The 16,450-nt window shown below is 63.3% G+C and carries 14 protein-coding genes, 1 tRNA gene and 1 pseudogene; 8 read left to right on the forward strand and 8 right to left on the reverse strand.

Annotation, left to right across the window (positions count from 1 at the left end):
* Window positions 1-89: 89 nt before the first annotated feature.
* Window positions 90-632: a dihydrofolate reductase family protein gene (locus VF168_05040; GenBank protein HEX7003530.1), complete on the reverse strand. Its 543-nt coding sequence runs from the start codon at window positions 630-632 to the stop codon at window positions 90-92.
* A gap of 244 nt (window positions 633-876) precedes the next feature.
* Complete coding sequence (locus VF168_05045) at window positions 877-2,538, reverse strand: hypothetical protein (protein ID HEX7003531.1); 1,662 nt, start codon at window positions 2,536-2,538, stop codon at window positions 877-879.
* A gap of 95 nt (window positions 2,539-2,633) precedes the next feature.
* Here VF168_05045 and VF168_05050 point away from each other — a divergent pair, with 95 nt between their 5' ends.
* A complete protein-coding gene (locus tag VF168_05050; GenBank protein HEX7003532.1) occupies window positions 2,634-5,519 on the forward strand; it encodes a tetratricopeptide repeat protein in 2,886 nt (961 codons plus the stop codon).
* Window positions 5,520-5,725: 206 nt separating this feature from the next.
* Window positions 5,726-6,418: a hypothetical protein gene (locus VF168_05055; GenBank protein HEX7003533.1), complete on the forward strand. Its 693-nt coding sequence runs from the start codon at window positions 5,726-5,728 to the stop codon at window positions 6,416-6,418.
* 100 nt (window positions 6,419-6,518) lie between these two features.
* Here VF168_05055 and VF168_05060 read toward each other — a convergent pair whose 3' ends face one another.
* From VF168_05060 to VF168_05080, 5 genes are all read right to left on the reverse strand, one after another.
* Window positions 6,519-6,683: a hypothetical protein gene (locus tag VF168_05060; GenBank protein HEX7003534.1), complete on the reverse strand. Its 165-nt coding sequence runs from the start codon at window positions 6,681-6,683 to the stop codon at window positions 6,519-6,521.
* 23 nt (window positions 6,684-6,706) lie between these two features.
* A complete protein-coding gene (locus VF168_05065; GenBank protein HEX7003535.1) occupies window positions 6,707-7,609 on the reverse strand; it encodes a TolC family protein in 903 nt (300 codons plus the stop codon).
* A 158-nt stretch (window positions 7,610-7,767) separates the two neighbouring features.
* Window positions 7,768-9,483: a cbb3-type cytochrome c oxidase subunit I gene (locus VF168_05070; protein HEX7003536.1), complete on the reverse strand. Its 1,716-nt coding sequence runs from the start codon at window positions 9,481-9,483 to the stop codon at window positions 7,768-7,770.
* Entirely contained in the window at window positions 9,480-10,445 is a 966-nt protein-coding gene (locus tag VF168_05075) for a c-type cytochrome (GenBank protein ID HEX7003537.1), read from the reverse strand. The genes VF168_05070 and VF168_05075 overlap by 4 nt, the downstream gene beginning before the upstream one ends.
* Window positions 10,442-10,777 (reverse strand): hypothetical protein, encoded by a 336-nt coding sequence (locus VF168_05080; protein HEX7003538.1) that lies wholly within the window; start codon window positions 10,775-10,777, stop codon window positions 10,442-10,444. The genes VF168_05075 and VF168_05080 overlap by 4 nt, the downstream gene beginning before the upstream one ends.
* A gap of 115 nt (window positions 10,778-10,892) precedes the next feature.
* On the opposite strand from VF168_05080, the gene VF168_05085 reads away from it, so the two are divergent.
* The 6 genes and pseudogenes from VF168_05085 to VF168_05110 all read left to right on the forward strand — a co-directional run bounded on the left by VF168_05085 (window position 10,893) and on the right by VF168_05110 (window position 16,088).
* Window positions 10,893-11,102, forward strand: a complete 210-nt coding sequence (locus tag VF168_05085) for a hypothetical protein (GenBank protein ID HEX7003539.1) — start codon at window positions 10,893-10,895, stop codon at window positions 11,100-11,102.
* Between the two features lie 43 nt (window positions 11,103-11,145).
* Window positions 11,146-11,538 (forward strand): cupin domain-containing protein, encoded by a 393-nt coding sequence (locus tag VF168_05090; GenBank protein HEX7003540.1) that lies wholly within the window; start codon window positions 11,146-11,148, stop codon window positions 11,536-11,538.
* Between the two features lie 834 nt (window positions 11,539-12,372).
* Window positions 12,373-13,080, forward strand: coding sequence for a hypothetical protein (locus VF168_05095; protein ID HEX7003541.1), 708 nt, complete (start codon window positions 12,373-12,375; stop codon window positions 13,078-13,080).
* A gap of 90 nt (window positions 13,081-13,170) precedes the next feature.
* Complete coding sequence (locus VF168_05100) at window positions 13,171-15,285, forward strand: sensor histidine kinase (protein HEX7003542.1); 2,115 nt, start codon at window positions 13,171-13,173, stop codon at window positions 15,283-15,285.
* Entirely contained in the window at window positions 15,282-15,944 is a 663-nt protein-coding gene (locus VF168_05105; protein HEX7003543.1) for a response regulator transcription factor, read from the forward strand. Before VF168_05100 ends, VF168_05105 begins: the two co-directional genes overlap by 4 nt.
* 21 nt (window positions 15,945-15,965) lie before the next feature.
* Window positions 15,966-16,088, forward strand: a pseudogene (locus VF168_05110) (IS110 family transposase).
* A gap of 238 nt (window positions 16,089-16,326) precedes the next feature.
* On the opposite strand, the gene VF168_05115 reads toward VF168_05110, so the two are convergent.
* Window positions 16,327-16,403, reverse strand: a tRNA-Pro gene (locus VF168_05115).
* Between the last annotated feature and the right edge of the window lie 47 nt (window positions 16,404-16,450).

Raw genomic sequence — 16,450 nt, forward strand, 5'->3', positions numbered from 1 at the left:
CGGCCGAGCGATCTCGGGAGCCGCGAGAAGCCAAGTGAGGGTAGTAGTCCGCTCCTTCGATTGCCGAGGCTTCAGTCTTCGGTCTACCGCTACGGCACGTACACCAGCTGCACGGTCTCGGGACCTATTCGGTTGATTCCTACCAGCCGTAGCGCCGGCCGTGCCCGGAGGAAGTATGGCTTCCCCTCGCCGAGCACGAAGGGGCGGAGGTAGATTCGGTATTCGTCGATCAGGTCGAGTTCGGTGAGCGCGCCTGCCAAGGTGGGGCCAGCGACGTCGATATCGCCCCCGACCTCGTCCTTGAGTCTTCGCACGAACGATTCGAGATCGCCTTCGACCAGACTGGCGTTCGGCCCCAGCGGGGCCCGCCCGTTCGAGACCACCCACTTCGGCTGAGATCGCCAGACCTGCCCGTATTCACGCTCCAGGTCGCTGTACTCGGGCCTGTCCTCGTCCCAGTACCGCAAGAGATCGTAGATGCGGCGGCCGTAGAGGCAGCCCGAGACTCCTCTGACCTGTTCTGTGAAATGGCGGAAGAGGTCATCGTCCGGCGCGGGGAGCACGAGGTTCCCCTCCGTGTCATCCACGTAGCCGTCGAGCGACTGCATCATCCCGTAGACAAGCCTCGCCATCGTTCGCCTCGCCTTCGAGTTGCCCTATCAAGGGGACCTCGAGCAGAGGATACTCCAACGCGCAGGCGTCCCCGGATCGCTTGGCCGACTCCTTCTCACAGTAGTGGCAAGTACCGGTAGTGGGATCAGCCGTTGTGTCTGTTGGCCGAGCCGGCCACTGCCAGGAGGTGCCCCTTTGATGACCGTTGACAGCTGGCGCCGGCGGCAGGTCCCCAAGAAGCTCCTGGGTGATCGGCGCTATCGCTCAGTCGGTCTGCCGCACCAGGTCCCAAGTGACGGTGACGGTGGTGGGGATACCGTTCCCTTGTTCCCGCTGCTCCTCATATCTGCCGCTCAGGTGGTTCGGGTCGCCGAGGGTACCAGTCGCCTTCACGTCGTCATAGTCGATCGCCAGTTCCCACGGTTCGGTGGTCCGGTCGTCACTCTCGCTTTCCGGCCAGCAGTTGTCTATGTAGTAGTGGCGGGTCGTTCTGCTGCCTGTGACGGGGAAGCCGTTGATCGGCAGGTAGATGTCGTAAGTGGTGGAGTCGGAGTCAATGACGATGCTGAAGGACGCGTCGTCCTCCTGGATCTCGCCCGTGAGCTCGAAGTCGCTACTGTCTTCGAAGACGTACCTGAGGATCGCGTCGGCGCTGGCGACGCAGTCGTCGTAATGTTCCTTCCGGAAGAGGCCGTGCTCGCTAATCGTGCCGGTGGCTCGCAGAGCGCCGCGGAGCTCTGCTGTGCCCCCCGAGTACGGGAAGACGACCTCCTGGACCTCGATCGTCTGCGAATGTTCGTAACTGTTGGTCCAGCTGCCGGTCGTCTCCGCGTCGTCCGGATATCTGGTGATGCTGCCGGCTTCCGAGTAGGTGATCGTGCCCCTCCAAACGGCGCCGCAACTAAGCGCCGGATCGAGGGGATCGAACTCGCCGGGGGCAGCTCCCAGCAGTTCCAGTTGGCGAGCGATGGACAGAGCCGCGGCCACCTGAACCTGATCGGTGTGGTCGACGCACGGTCTGGTAGTTTCTTCCCAGCAGTTCTCGAGACCGGCGATGATGCTGTTCCAGATCGCCTCGTTCTCGGCCTGGAAGCTGTCCTGGAGGCCGAACAAGTGGGTGAGTCGCGTCCACGCGAGGACCTTGGCGGACTGGGCCTGGGCCGTCTCGCAATCGCTCGCGATAAGCGGGAGAAGCGGTGCGATCACGTTGCGATAGTAGTCGTCGAGGATCGCCTCGAGTTTCTGACTGAACTGCGGGTCCCCTTGTTCGCCTTGAAGCTGCGCGTCGCGTTCGGCCCTTATCAGCTCCTGGGCGCGGTGCTCCAGTTGACTCTCCCAGTCGCTGGGCATGAACGTATCCGGATCGCGAACCTCCAGAGAAGGCCCGAGGTACAGGACGTAGCCGCTGAAGTGCAGCAACTGGAACCTGAGTGAGAGCGGGTCGAGTGCGAGAGGATATCCGTGGAACTCCTCTCCCATCGCGGAGTAGGTGAAGGACGCTGCTTCCTGCCTGGCGTTGCCGTCGGGAGGCGTCACCTCCAGGGTCACGGGCTCGTGAAAACGCAACCCTTCCGGTTCCAGGTGCACCCCGTACGGACGACCGCCCTCGATCGGTGCGCCAACGATCCGGGTTATCGGAGTAACGGTGATCTCGGTGTCAGCCAGCAGCGCTTCGCTTGGGATGGTCAGGCTGTATGTCGTGCCGTCCGCCGATGATACGAGAATGTTGCCACCGGAGGTCGGTACCACCCGGCTGACGGCGCGGCCCTCGTCCAGAGTGACTACGACGTCGAGCGGCTCCGACGTCCCTGGAGAGAACCGGGAGCCGGCGCCCGTCCCGCAAGAGGCCAACGTGACCAGTAACGAGGTGGCGCAGAGCACTCTGCCGATCGTGAGCAGGAACGTATCCCCAGAAACCATTCTCATCCGGCCAGAACCTCGACTTCCGCGTGCAGCGGTTACAGAGTGCGCTGGACGGCGTCAACATGCCGTGAACGCGGAATCGCCGACTATAATCGCTCATGCGGCTCGTGACGCTCGGTGGACTCCGGCTCGAAGGCTCGGAATTCACCAGGCCGAAGCCGCTCCTGCTGCTCACCTACCTCGCTCTGGAGGGCCCGCGAGATCGCCGCTACCTCGGCGAGTTATTCTGGCCGACGGCATCTTCGCCCATGACGAGTCTGCGAACGGCGCTGTCGCAGTTGCGAACCGGAGCACCCGGCACGCTGGAGGCGTCCGGCGTCAAGCTCAGGGCGACGGTCGAGTGCGACGCGAGAGCGCTCCTGGAGCAGATCGATCAGTGCGATTCGGACGCCCCTCAGACGATCTACCCCGGTCCCTTTCTCGACGGGTTCTACCTTCACGAGTGCAGCTCCGAGCTGGAGGAGTGGCTTTACACCACCCGCGAACACCTCGCGGAGCGCGTGCGCGAATCTCTGCTGAGGCGAGCGGAGGACGAGGCCGCACGGGGCGACTTCCCAGAAGCCGCGAGAGGTGCCGAGGCAGCGTGCGACCTGGCAGGCGCGCCTCATCCCGACCCGGAGACGTTGCTACGCCTCCACAACCTGCTCGTGGCGGGCGGCAGCCCGCGAGCCGCGGGTTTGCGCCGTGACGCCGGTGAGTACGGTATCGAGCTGACCAGTAGTGCGGCAGAGGCCAAGCGCGCGCTCCTTGGGCGCCTACGACTCGGAGATGCGAGGCGAATACCATCGAACCTGGCCTCTCGCGGCACCTCTTTCGTGGGACGAGCGGCCGAGTTGGACATGCTCAGCGGTCTCCTCGCCGACGCCACTACCAGGTTGATCACGCTCACGGGCGGGGGCGGGATAGGCAAAACGCGTTTAGCTCTGGAGCTCGCGCATCGTGAACTGCATGAGGGGAGGTTCGAGGGCGGCGTCTACTTCGTCGAGCTCGAGTCGCTATCGGCTCCCGACCTCGTGCCCGCCAGAATCGGGACCGTGATAGGGGTGCCGAATACGAGTCGCGGTAACTGGACCGGAGTGGCAGACGCGATCGGCACTCTGCGCCTGCTGCTCGTGCTCGACAACTGCGAGCACGTAAGCGAAGGGCTGGGTTTCGTTCCCGCGCTGCTGACCCACTGCCCGTCTCTCAAGATCGTCACGACGTCACGGTTGCGTCTAGGGTTCGAGGAGGAGCAGCTGTTCGCGCTCTCGGGCTTGTCGTTTCCCGTTGGGACGGTAAGCCTCGAGGAGGCGCTCCATCAAGAAGCGCTGCAACTCTTCGAGCAGCGCGCGAAGAGGGTCGATCACGGTTTCGTGCTTACGGGCGACAACCTTCCCGCGGTCGCCGAGATCTGCCGGCTCGTTGGGGGGTCACCGCTCGGGATAGAGCTTGCAGCTGCCTGGGTCCGCTCGATGCCCGAGTATGTGATCGCCGATGAGCTCAAAGAGAGCCTGGACATGTTGAGCACCGACGTGGCCAACGTGCCCGAGAGGCACCGCAGCATGCGGTCGACCCTGGAGCGCTCTTGGAGCCTGTTGTCTCCGGAAGAAGAAGATGCACTCGAGTCGCTCGCGGCGTTCGCCGGCAGTTTCACGCACGACGCAGCCGCTGCCGTCGCCGGCGCTTCCATGTTGGTCCTGGCCTCACTGGTCGACAAGTCGTTACTGCATCGCCTTGAGGCGGGACGCTACGAACTCCACCCACTTCTCCGCCAGTTCGCCGCCGGCAAGCTCTCCCGGAGTCTCGAGCATGAAAGGAATGTTCGGGAACTGCACGAGAGCTACTACCTGAACCTGGTCGAGCTCCGACGGCCGGAACTCCGTGGAAGGGAGCAGGCGGCTTGGCTGGATCGCCTGGAAGCCGAACACGACAATTTCCGGCTGATCCTTCGGCTGGCGGTTGCTCAGGAGCGTTGGGATACGGCCGTTCGTCTGGTGGCAGCGTTATGGGGGTTCTGGCAGACGCGTGGGCACTGGACGGAAGGTCGCGCCTGGTTGGAGCGAGCGACTTCCGGCCTGCGAACCGCCGCGCATGAGTACGGACGCGAAGGAGTTGATCCTCCTCGCCTCCTCGGTGCATTGGCCGAGGCTCTACGGGGTCGCGGCGTGCTGGCCTCGGCACAGGGTGACAACGTTGCCGCGCTCGTCAGCTTCGAGGAGAGTCTCACGTTGAGCGAGCGGCTGGGTAACCGGGAACGCGTGGGCGCCCTGCTCGACAACATCGGAGTGCTGGCGCTCCACCAGGGGGAGTTCGAGGATGCGAAGTCCAACCTCGAGAGGGCGCTTGCCATCCGACGAGAGCTGCGCGACAGCTGGGGCGTGGCGGCAACGCTGAACAATCTCGGAGCCTTGGCAGGCAAACAGGGCGATGTGGTGACCGCACAACGCTACTACGCGGAGAGCCTCGAGCTGTTCCGGGCCCTGGGCCACCACTCAGCGGTGGCGCTGCTGACCAGCAACCTGGGGGACGTGGCCGAGTATCAGGGCGATATGGAACGGGCCAAGGCCCTGTTCGCGGAGAGCCTGTCGACACAGCGGAAGCTGGGGGACAGGGCCGGCACGGCCGCTTCACTCACCAGGTTGGCGGCGGTTGCGCGACGCGAGGCGGACCTCGGCGGTGCCAAGGCCCTCTGCCGGGAAAGTCTCGAACTCCTGAGGCAGTTGAGGGACATCGAACGTACCGCCGAGTGCCTGAACGAAGTCGCCCTCACCGTCTCCGTTGAGGGGCGGGCAGAAGAAGCGGCTACGTTGTGGGGCGCGATGGAAGCGCTTCTCAAGGCGAGCGGTGTTCCTTTGCCCGTCGGCCAGGCAGTTGAGTACGAGGACGGCGTCCGCACAGTGGCAGGAGAGTTGGGCGAAATCCGCGCCGAAGTGGCCCTCGCGAGTGGGCGGATACTGAATCTGAATGAAGCTATCGATCGAGCCGAGGCGGTATGCCGCAGTTGAGTCCCAAGGTCGAGTAGGCGCCGCTGCTTGCACCGCTCACGGTACCGACAGTTCGTCCCGACGGTCCCATACTGTTGCTCAGCAGGCAACTTCCAGGAGGGGCGGGGAGATCGACGCGGTCGGAAGCTGACCCAGTAGGCGTGAGAGTCGGTGAAGGCGCCGCGCCTCGGGCGAATCGAGGTAGTTCTTCTAGCGGGGAGAATGGGATGACGCGAGTCGGTATCGATGCATGGATTCGGGCCGGGTTACTCGCCCTGCCCGTCTACGGTCTGCTCACGATGTGGTCGACGTGGGATGCCCAGCCGGATCAGGTCGCGGATCCGGAAGCGTGGGCCCAGTACGTCAGCTCCACCGGCTACGTTGTCGATCACGCATTAGGCGCCATCGGCGGCGCCGTTCTCGCGATCCTCGGCGTTTTCGCGCTCGGCTGCTTCCTGAGTGGAAGCCGTGCCGGTCGGTTGGGCCTGGGAGCGATGGTGGCGACCGTGGCGGGTCACGCGTTGGGGTTGGCGATAGGCGGCGTCTCCGCGTTCGCCACGCCCGCGGTCGGTCGAGCCTACTTGGCTGGCATCACGGAGGTCATGCGGATCGAGTTTCCCACCGGGATGATCGTCGTGTTCGCGCTGGCTGTCCTTCTCATGTTCGTCGGCAACGTCCTGCTCGGCTGGGCGGTATGGCGTTCGGGGATCTTGCCGAAGTGGGCCGGAGCCACCTGGGCTTTGTCGGCGGTGCTCTTCTACGTGCTGGGGGCCGTACTGGGGGCGGCCACGACGGGAGGTAGCCTCCCGACTCAGCCGCTAGGTGCCGCCCTCATGGTCGTGAGTGGGGCATGGATAGCGTGGAGTGCGGGGCGGCGGAGCGTACACGCCACGCTCGGCGCATCCGCGCCGCACGTTTGACTGTCGACACGACGCGCCTGCTCGTGGTGAACCGCCGTGAGCTCGCCCGCGTGTACGAGCGCGCCTCGGGGAGAGAGGTTTCCCCGGCAGAAGTTGAGCCTTACTCGTCGTCCTTGTGGCCTGCCTGGGGGACGCCGGTCGAAACCTCCGAGTCTTTTCGTAGCAGGAGTCGGGGATCGAGTCGTAATCTCTCCCTGCGCACGATCTTGAGACCGGCTGCCTTCGGGTGTAGCGGGTTGATCAGTTCGTTGAGATCAAAGGGCATCACGAAACTTGCATCCCAGGGGGTCAGTTCCCAGTCGATCCTGTCATGGCCGTCTCGAGATCTTGTATCGCCTGCAGCAGGTCGTGGAGTGCGATTGCGACTTGAGCTTTCGCTTCCACATGATCGAGTTGAGCCTGCATCAGTTCGAGCTGTGAGATGATGCCGGACTCGTAGCGGAGTTCTTGGGCGTTGAGCTTTTCGGCGGTCGCATCGAGTGCTGCCAATGCGCTTTCGTGCTTGCCTTGCGCGATCAGTGCCTGATTGTGGCGCTGTCTGACTGTCAGTTCGAGGCTTTCGACTAGCGCGTTCAGGTCACGGCGTACACCTTCGAGGTGGGCTTCGGCTTGTTCGATCTCCAGGCGTGAGCTGAAGGCGTTGTCGACGGCTGCTAGTTCGAGTTCCGCGATTTCGATCGCCTGGCGCGCGACTTCGAGTCCCGTGTTCGTCCGCAGGCGTTCAAGCGCCGTATCGAGTTGAGGAACATCCGGGTTTGCGGTTATCGGTTGAAGTTCTTGCTCACTTATCTTTTGGCCGAGGAGGCCCGATAGCTGGGCCAGCGCGAGGGAAAATGTGCCTTCCGTATCCTCGAGCCTTTGCTGTGCCGCTTCCAGTTCGTTCTCGGCTGTTTCCAGCTCGATCCTGGTAGCGGCGCCCGCTTCGAAGCGGATGCGGGTTGCTTCGAGGGTTGTTCGGGCTATCGCCTTCTGTTGCGTGCTCACTTCCAGGTCGTTCCGCGCCTCGAGAGCTGCATAGTAGCTGTCGGCTGCTGCGGTGCGGGCTTGCCGGATTGCTGCCAGCAGGTCATTCTGAGCGTTGACTACGGCGTTTTCGGCTTCGATGACGTCCAGTCTGAGAGCCAGGGGGTCCTGCTGGATTCGTTCGAGTTGTCGTTCGGCGGCCTGGAGTTCGTTTCGGGCGGCGTGCACCTCGGGACTGTTCTCTGCGGCAAGGTCCTGGAGTTGGGAGAGGGTGAGTGGTGCGGTCTGGCCGTGCCCAATTGCGCAGGTGAGCGAAATGACGAGCAGGATGAAGTGCCTACCATTGCAGCCGCCCGCCTCACTTTCTTGCAGTCTTTTGCGGGCGGTCAGTCGCTGGCGGGTGCTACCTCCAGACGTACACTCGGCCGTGATACTGCTGCGGGTGTGCGGGCCTCGAGCGAAGCCAGGAAGCGCGCTACGAACAGCACGGTGACGAGCAGGAGCCCCGGGTAGCCGACGCCGGCGGCCAGGTAGGGAATAGTTGGATCGCCGAACTGCACCCGGGGCAGGTTGAAGCTGAGCAAACCGAAGGTGATGATGCCGCCGAAGATCCACATACTCATGAGCCAGATCCCGGCTTCGAAGCCGCTCATCGGTCCCGACCAGCCCCTGCCTGTATGTGCCAGTGCTGGGGAACCGATGGACACGGCCGCCTGGTGTTCCGAGTGCTCGGCGGGCAGGCGCACCCTGTGGCCGATGGTGATCAGGTCGAAGGTCAGCAGACCCGTGCCGATAGTGAACACGATGCCGAAGAAGGGCAGCATCGCCTTGTATAGGCCCATGGCGGGGAAGACATCGCCGCCGAACCAGTCGAGGCCAAGGGTGCGGTAGACGAATATCTGCACCGTACCGCCGAGTGCGAACGAGAACGCCATCCCCAGCATGCCGATGAATACCAGCCAGAAACTGAGCTTGCCGAAGCGCTGGTCGAAGTCGGTAGCATTGCGCAGGGCTGGAACGATGAAGTAGGCGGCGCCCAGGCTGAGCATCCCGAAGGTGCCGAACATAGCCAGGTGGGCGTGGCTGGGCGTGACCCAGCTCCCATGCGACCAGACGTTGGTGAGCGCGAAGGTCATGCTGAAACCGAGGATCCCTGCTCCCACCTGTTCGAGGACCACCGAGCCCAGCAGGAAGTAGAAGGCGGGCGCGTTCTCCAGCGGGCTGTTGTCGTGGTGGGCGTCGAGGTAGATGTGCCAGAAGCAGAAGATCAGTGGCAACGGCTCTAGTGCGCTGAAAAGCGAGCCCCAGAACTGCCAGAAGGCGGGCGTGCCGATCCAGAAATAGTGGTGGGCGTTTCCCAGCAGGCCCGAGAGCCAGACCAGCACCACTCCCCAGAAGACGGCGTAACCTACCGCCTTGACGTCGGCCTTGAACATCAGCACCAGCAGGAAGCCGATGAGACTGATGTGGATCACTTCCCAGACGCCCTCCACCCAGTAGTGGACGACGAACCAGCGGAAGTACTCCTGCAGGTCGAGGCGTGGCACGAAGAAAAGACCGAACACCCACATGGCGGTAAGGGCGGTCACGCCTATGCCGAGGCCCCAGTGGATCTCGTTCCATTCTCGTACCGGGGGGAAGGTGCGAAGGATGACGTACATGAAAATAGCGAAGCCCACAAGGATCACCAGGTCGGTGGCGCGGCCGGCTTCGAGGTACTCGAGCCCCTCCTGCAGCCACGGTTGACCCATCCACCAGCCGGCCACGCCCTTCTGCGCCAGGTATAGGGTGCTGGCGTTCCAGAGGGTAACGAAGATCAGTGCGAAGTAGAGCACGTTGATCAGCCAGGGGGCAGCCAACTCCCGTTTGGAGAGCAGCGGACCTATGAAGAGGATGGTGCCGATGAAGCCGGAGAGGATCCAGAGGACGCCCAGGTTGACGTGCTCGGCGCGGGCGACGTTGAAGTTGAGTTTGCCCGCCAGCAGCGAGGGGTCTGCCTGCTGTGCCGAGAGAATCAGTCCGAAGATCACCTGGGCGACGAACAGTACCAGCATGAGCATGAAGAAACGTTGACTGAGGTGTTGGGTGCGGTACTGGATCATCGCGCCTCCTCCAGGCTGCGGATGTAAGCGACAAGGGCGTCGATCTCCTCGTCGGTGAGTATCCCTTCGTAGGAGGGCATGACGCCGGCCGGGAAGCCCTGGGCAACGTGCGCGCTCGGCTCGCGGATCGCTGTCTCGAGGTAGGCTTCATCGACGATAATGCTGCTGCCGTTGCTCAAGGTGCGCTCGGTGCCGTAGAGGCCACCCCAGCCTGGTCCGACAAGGCGCGATGAGTCGCTGGCGTGGCAGGAGAAACAGCCATACTCGGTTGCGATCCCTTCCCCGACCTTTGCGAGTTCGGCCGGCTCCGCTGCGTCGCTCGCCTCATCGACTGCGACTGCCCGTGGTTCCGCCGCTTTCATGTTCGATGCTGCATCGGGCGCCGGGGCCGCCAGAGGGTGTTGGAGGCCGTCTATCTTCGGTTCGGGGGGCCACCCTTCGGTGTTCATCATCGAGGTGTACTTGAAGAAGGCGATGAGTTCCCGCGTCTCCTGAGCAGTTATCGGCAGGGTCGGCATGAGTGAATGGCTTCCGCCGCGCCTGACGACCCGCTCTCTTGCGCCCGGGAAGCGGGCGAAGTACTCGTCGATATCGTCGACACCGGTGTCGGCAAGCTGGGCCGAGTCCATGAGCTGGGTGCGAACGGCGGCCTCGGTCGGCCAGGTCGAGGCGGACGGCAGGAAGGCGGCCAGCCAGGCGGGACCTGCCCTCTCGTAGATATCGGTGAGGTCGGGTGCGAAGTAGGCGCCGTTACCGACGATGGTGTGACAACCCATGCAGTTGTAGGCCTGGAGTACCCGCTTGCCGTCGGTGGCGCCGTAGGAGGCGTAGCTGACGGTATCGGGAGTTACCTGGTCGCGCGAGCCCAGGAAGGAGAAGGCCGACAGCACGATGAAGATGACCATCATCACCGCGAGGACGGCGAGAGCCGCGTAGCGCCGGCTGCGCTCACTGCCGTTCAAGATGCGCTCTCCTCGGTGCCGGCATCGCCATTTCCATGTACTGGATGTGAGTGGACGTGGCCGTGACCGACGGCCGTGTTGGGTTCGTGCTCGTGTTTGTGGGCGTGGTGGTGCCCGTGACCCGGCCCCTCGTGTACGAACAGGGTGCGCAGCGCGCGGAAGAATACGAAGAAGACGTAGACCGCCAGCAGGAAGCCGACGATCATGTACACCTGCCACCAGCCGCGTGACTCGGCCCAGTACTCGAACCTTCGCCAGTAGGGCCATGAGAGCAGCAGGCTCACGATGCTGGCGATAACCGACAGGGTGATATCGATCGACCGTTGAACCACGTCGCAACCTCCATGCGGTCTGCCCCGATGAGCGGTCGGCGCCCACGAACCGATGCGCGTTCACGAAAACGTGGACACGTTAGTCCGAGTATCTGGGCTTTATCGATCAGCGCCTATGACCCAGGTCAAGCTGCCACAGGAGCTATTGCGCGACCGCTACTCGCGTCCCCTCAGCGTCTCCTCGATGCCGAGCCGCAACGCCCATCCACTACCTGAACGGTTGCCGGCGAACGTTGCGGAGGCGCTCGAATGGGATCGGCCAGGTCCGGCAGCGCGAGCCCGCGGACTGGTGCATGGTAGCGGCGCCTCGATGGGCAGGCGTTGACGCGAGTCAAGGCGGCGGCGTCGTTCACCTTCTAGAGTGACGCATGACGAAGCAGCAGGCTGCAGTCGGTAGCCACTTCTCTACGCACTATGACGAGGTCGGCCAGTTTCGCCCCGATGCCTTCTCCGCTACTCCAGTGGGACGTGGAGACCACCTGCAGGCCGTGGTGGTGTGCTTCGAAGCGGGCCAGTTCATCCCGGTGCACGCTCCTAGTCTCGACCTGGCACTGGTGGTTCTGGAAGGGGAGGGAGAACTGGCCCTCGAGGACCGGACGGTCGTTCTGACGCAGGGGTCGGTGGCGTTCGTCCCGGCGGGTTGTACGCGTGGCATCAGGGCGAGTACCCGGCTGAAGGCCTTCCAGGTCGTTGGCCCGCCCCCAACCCCCGCGGACCACCAAGGGGTGCGGGCCGGCTTGCAGCGGCGTTCCTGGCGTTAGATCTTCCTTGAAGGCCCTGATTCAACTCGGACCCGGCAACGACCGTGGGTCACCTTCGATCATGCTCGCCGTTGTCCTGGCTCGCAGGAACGCCTCGAGTTCGCCGGGCGCCATCGGAGGCGAGTAGTAGAAGCCTTGACCCAGGCTGCAACCCAGCTCCTTCAGTAGTTGGGCCTGCTCCCGGTCCTCGATCCCTTCGGCGACGACCTCGAGCTCGAGGTGGGAGGCTAGGCGAAAGCGCTTTCGTGTGTGCGGTTAGCCTCGAGCTGAGATGTTTACGAGCACCGATCCTAATTGCACTCCTCTGAAGGATCATCCCGAGTGGGTGCCGTACTTGCGCTCTAGTTGGCGCGAGGGCGGGCGGAGGAGCGGCTTCTCTTTTTGACGAGAGCGCTGCAACTATCCCGGATGAGGCCTCCAATCCGGGTCTGCCGTACTTCGAGTTGCCCTCCTCGTCGAGGGAGGACCTCACTCTCTACCTGGAACTGTGGGGCAACGATCTTGGCTCCAACCGGCGCACGCCAGAGGGTAGGTACGCGAGCAGACCAGGAGCCGAAACCTCAGTAATATCGAGGATGCCACCTTGGCCTAGCCTCCATCAAACCCAGTACAGTTCAGATCTTGCTTGTGCTGCTATCGAACCCTTCGGGCCATGACCTGGGCCATGGGCGCAAACGGGAGTAGTGGGTCGTTTCAAATCTTAGGGGGTGAGGAGAGAGCAAGTGACCGCTTGTCTCGAGCCGGTCGGGACATTGGCGGGACAAGGGACAGATGACGGCGGGACAAGGAACTTTCTAGAGTCGAGCGCACGTCCAAGGACGGGAAGGAGTGGACATGAACCTGAGACTTGTAGGCGCTTACTGGAGAATCGTTGTCGGTGTCGGACTCGTGGCCGCGGTGCCGCTTCTCCTCATAGGTGACAGGTTGATCGCTAGGTCGGAGGGTGATGCGATCGGCGGAGAGATTGCAAGGATCGCGGCGGGGAGTCCGCAGCAGTGGTTGGCTGGCAGCCTGCTTTTCCTGCTGGGGCTCGTCTTGTTGTTGCCGGCGGTTCTGGGTCTGGTCCAGCTTGCCCGAACTCGGGGCGTTCTTCTAGCGAATCTGGGTGGGACTCTTGCGGTCCTGGGGGTAGTGGGGTTCGTGGGACTCAACGCTCTCAATTACGTCCTTTATCAGTTCGCCGTCACGCTGGAACAGGAACAGATGATCGAGTTTGCGGGAGGGATGAACGGTAACCCGGGCTTCGCGGTCATCATGTCGCTGGTGATGTTCGGTTTCTATCCGGGTTTGGCCTTGCTCGCCGTCGGCCTGTGGCGAGAATCGAGCGTGCCGGTTTGGGTGGCGGCCTGCTTGCTGCTCGGTGTCTCGGTGCTGTTCCTTGGCAGCGGCGGAATCTTCAATGTGGTCGGCTTCGGTGTGATGGCTTTCGGCCTGGGCTGGACGGGGATTCGTGTGTTGGGGAGCAGCGGCAATACCTGGGCAGGTGTCGATTCGGCCAGCAATCGAGCGGAACAGGATGGTCCTCGAACTGTCTCCGCTTGATTAGTCCGCTCAACACGGGGTCGCCGTAGGTTACCGGTGGCCCCGACTGCCGCTTGCGACTGTAGAATCTGGACAACCTGGAGGGCGATCATGCCCGTTTCCGAAACCGAGATGAGCAGGCGGGGCCAGCGCGCTCCCGTCAGGTCGACCGAATTGGAGCTTCTACTGCGCGTCGTTTGGTGGACGCTGGTTGGAACTGCACTGTTCACCTTTCTGGCAAGCCTGAGGCCGTTCCACCGGCTCGCAGTTGGGCTGGAACCGGGATTGAGCGGCTCCTCGGCCACGCTGGGGGTGGATCTCGAAGCCGGCCTTGTGCAACTTGGATTGACCGCCAGCACGTACGGCACCTACGTCACGGCGGTGCTGGTACTGTTCACCGGCGGTTATGTATCGGTTGGAACTTATCTCTTCCTGCGCCGGCCGCGCGATCCTGTTGCGTTGCTGGTCTCATTGTGGCTGGTGGTTTTTGGCGCCACCTTCACGCCAGTGACGCGGGCGCTCAGTGACTCAGTCCCGGCACTGGTTCCGCTGGTGGACCTGCTCTCCGGCCTGTCATTCATCCTCTTCTTCCTGCTGTTCTACCTGTTCCCAGACTGGCGTTTCGTGCCCGGATGGACTCGTTGGCCGGCTGCGCTCTTCGTCCTGCTCACCCTGCTGTCGACGGTCGCTCCCGGGACGCTGTTGGACCTGAACATTTGGCCCTGGCATTTTGGCACTCTGCTTTTCCTGGCACTTGCGTTGTCGATGATCTATGCGCAGGTGTTCCGCTATCGGATCGTCTCGGGGCCGGTCGAAAGGCAGCAGACGAAGTGGGCCGTGTTTGGGTTGATGGTTGCGCTTGTCTCCTTCGCAGTGGCGGCCGTGCTCGACCAGCTTCTTGCAGGCTCCCTGCAACCAGAGAACGCCGTCCTGTGGGACTTGGCGTACGGTCACCTGCTCACCTTCGGCTTCCTGGCAGTACCGGCCTCGATTGCCGTGGCGGTGCTCCGTCACCGCCTATGGGAAGTAGACGAGTTGATAAACCGGGCCCTGGTTTACATCTCGCTTACTGTGGCGAGCATCGCCCTCTACGCCTTGGTGGCCGGTTACCTCGGGACGCTTCTCGATGCCCGGGGCAGCTTCCCGGTATCGCTGGTGGCCGCCGGTGTGGTGGCGGTGGCTTTCGCCCCGCTTCGTGAACGCCTGCAGGGGTTCGTCAACCGGTTCATTTATGGGGACAGGGATGATCCCTACAGGCTCTTATCGCGACTCGGACGACTCTTGCAGGGGTCGGTTCCCGGCAGGGAGGCCCTCGGCAACTTGGCTCTGGTCGTTGCGGCAGGCATGAAGTTGCCGTACGTGGCTATCGATGTTCCTCACGGTGACGGGCGCGACCTTGGTGCTTCGGTGGGCTCTCCGGGGCCCGAGTCGCTCGTTCTTACCCTCCGGTACAACGGCGAGACGACCGGGAGCATGAAAGTGACACCGCGGGGCGGCGCAGCGGGTTTCAGTCGCCGGGATATAGCGGTCTTGGAGGATGTGGCGCGCCAGGCTGGCGCCGCCGCGCATGCCGCGAAGCTTACCGATGACCTGCAACAGTCTCGACAGCGGTTGGTCGAATCCCGGGAAGAGGAAAGGCGCAGGCTCCGCCGCGAACTGCACGACGGCCTTGGCCCCCGCCTGGCGGCACACTCGCTCAAGGCCGGTTCTGCGCGACTGGTCTATGCTCGTGACGCTCTTGCCGGTGACGAGATGCTATCGCAGCTGGAGAGGGAGATCGCCGAGACTTTGGCGGAAGTGAGGCGCCTTGTATACCAGCTACGGCCACCGGCACTCGACGAATTTGGCTTGGTGGGGGCGCTCGATGGAGTAGTGAAGCAGTATGGCTCTGAAGATCTGCATGTGGAGTTTGAAGCATCCGGCGAAGTGTCGGGCTTGCCCGCCGCGGTCGAGGTTGCAGCCTACCGCATCGTGAGCGAGTCGCTGACGAACGTGGTGAGGCACGCCGGCGCCAGCCGCTGCTCGGTTAGTCTGTCACTCACGGTGCAGCGGCTCCTCCTCCGGGTGGATGACGACGGCCGCGGACCCGAGGGAGGCCCGGCCGGTGTAGGCCTCCGGTCGATGCGGGAGCGAGCAGCGGAGCTCGGCGGCTCACTGTCCGTGGGGAGTTCGCCGCTGGGCGGCACCAGGGTGGAGCTCAACCTCCCGGTGGCGGGACCGCAGTGACTGAGAGAAACCTTAGCGTTCTTGTCGCGGACGACCATCCTATGTTCAGGGCCGGTCTGCGGACCCTGCTGGCGGCGACCCCTGGTCTGCTGCTGGCCGCTGAGGCTGAGAGCGGCGAGAAGGCGGTCGAACTTACCCTCGAGCTGCGCCCCGATATCGTGCTGATGGATATCCAGATGCCGGGTGTAAACGGCATCGAAGCCACCCGAAGGATTCTCGAAATCGTCCCTGTCGTAGGGATCCTGGTACTAACCATGTTCGATGACGACCCATCGGTCCTCGCCGCGATGCGGGCGGGCGCTCGCGGCTACCTGCTCAAGGGGGCGTCGCACGAGGAAGTCGTCCGGTCGATCTGGGCGGTTGCGCGCGGGGAAGCGATCTTCGGCCCCTCGGTCGCATCCAGGCTCATCGAGTTCTTCTCCTCGATGTCGGCGGCCGATCTACACGGCGCATTTCCGGAACTCAGCGAGCGCGAGAGGCAGATCCTCGACCTGGTCGCGCGCGGTCTCAGGAACGTCGAGATCGCCAGGCGCCTGTATCTGAGCGAGAAGACAGTCCGGAACTACATCTCGAGCATCTTTTCGAAGATCCAGGTGGCCAACCGGGCTCAGGCGATCGTGAAAGCACGGGAGGCCGGCCTGGGCCGTAGCGATTCATGACGCGTTTCAGACCGATAACACCTACGGCGGTTCGGCTCGGGATTGGCCGGAAGGGGAGGCCGGAGCGGAAAGAAGCGAGCGATCATCGCTGTAGCTCGACAACTCTCGGAACTGCTGCACCGCCTTTATGTCAGCGGCGAGGTCTAGGACCCTTCTATTACAGCAAAGGGCTGACGCAAGTTGCCTAATCTCTTCGAGGTCGCGTCCGGGGAACGGCGCTTACGCGGCCAGCTCCGGGCAACATGAAATCCTGACCAGGAGGGCAGACACGCCGTTGGTCCACCAGTTGGTCCACTATGGCCCGAAAAGTCGCCCATTGCAGCACAATTCCCGCGACAAAAACAGTCGCGGGAATCGCTACTTTTCCCGTCTAGGACGGCATTGGTCGGGGTGGCCGGATTTGAACCGACGACCACTTGACCCCCAGTCAAGTGCGCTACCAGGCTGCGCTACACCCCGTCGGGCGGTCCCGAATACGGCTATCGGCCGAAGCCGATCGACGAACT

It is taken from the genome of Trueperaceae bacterium (assembly GCA_036381595.1).
Taxonomy (GTDB): Bacteria; Deinococcota; Deinococci; order Deinococcales; family Trueperaceae; genus DASVCN01.

What these genes read in the sequence shown, in the direction of transcription:
- VF168_05040 (HEX7003530.1), bottom strand. Translation starts at nt 632, where the DNA reads ATGGCGAGGCTTGTCTACGGGATGATGCAGTCGCTCGACGGCTACGTG.
- VF168_05045 (HEX7003531.1), bottom strand. Translation starts at nt 2,538, where the DNA reads ATGAGAATGGTTTCTGGGGATACGTTCCTGCTCACGATCGGCAGAGTG.
- VF168_05050 (HEX7003532.1), top strand. Translation starts at nt 2,634, where the DNA reads ATGCGGCTCGTGACGCTCGGTGGACTCCGGCTCGAAGGCTCGGAATTC.
- VF168_05055 (HEX7003533.1), top strand. Translation starts at nt 5,726, where the DNA reads ATGACGCGAGTCGGTATCGATGCATGGATTCGGGCCGGGTTACTCGCC.
- VF168_05060 (HEX7003534.1), bottom strand. Translation starts at nt 6,683, where the DNA reads ATGCCCTTTGATCTCAACGAACTGATCAACCCGCTACACCCGAAGGCA.
- VF168_05070 (HEX7003536.1), bottom strand. Translation starts at nt 9,483, where the DNA reads ATGATCCAGTACCGCACCCAACACCTCAGTCAACGTTTCTTCATGCTC.
- VF168_05085 (HEX7003539.1), top strand. Translation starts at nt 10,893, where the DNA reads ATGACCCAGGTCAAGCTGCCACAGGAGCTATTGCGCGACCGCTACTCG.
- VF168_05090 (HEX7003540.1), top strand. Translation starts at nt 11,146, where the DNA reads ATGACGAAGCAGCAGGCTGCAGTCGGTAGCCACTTCTCTACGCACTAT.
- VF168_05095 (HEX7003541.1), top strand. Translation starts at nt 12,373, where the DNA reads ATGAACCTGAGACTTGTAGGCGCTTACTGGAGAATCGTTGTCGGTGTC.
- VF168_05100 (HEX7003542.1), top strand. Translation starts at nt 13,171, where the DNA reads ATGCCCGTTTCCGAAACCGAGATGAGCAGGCGGGGCCAGCGCGCTCCC.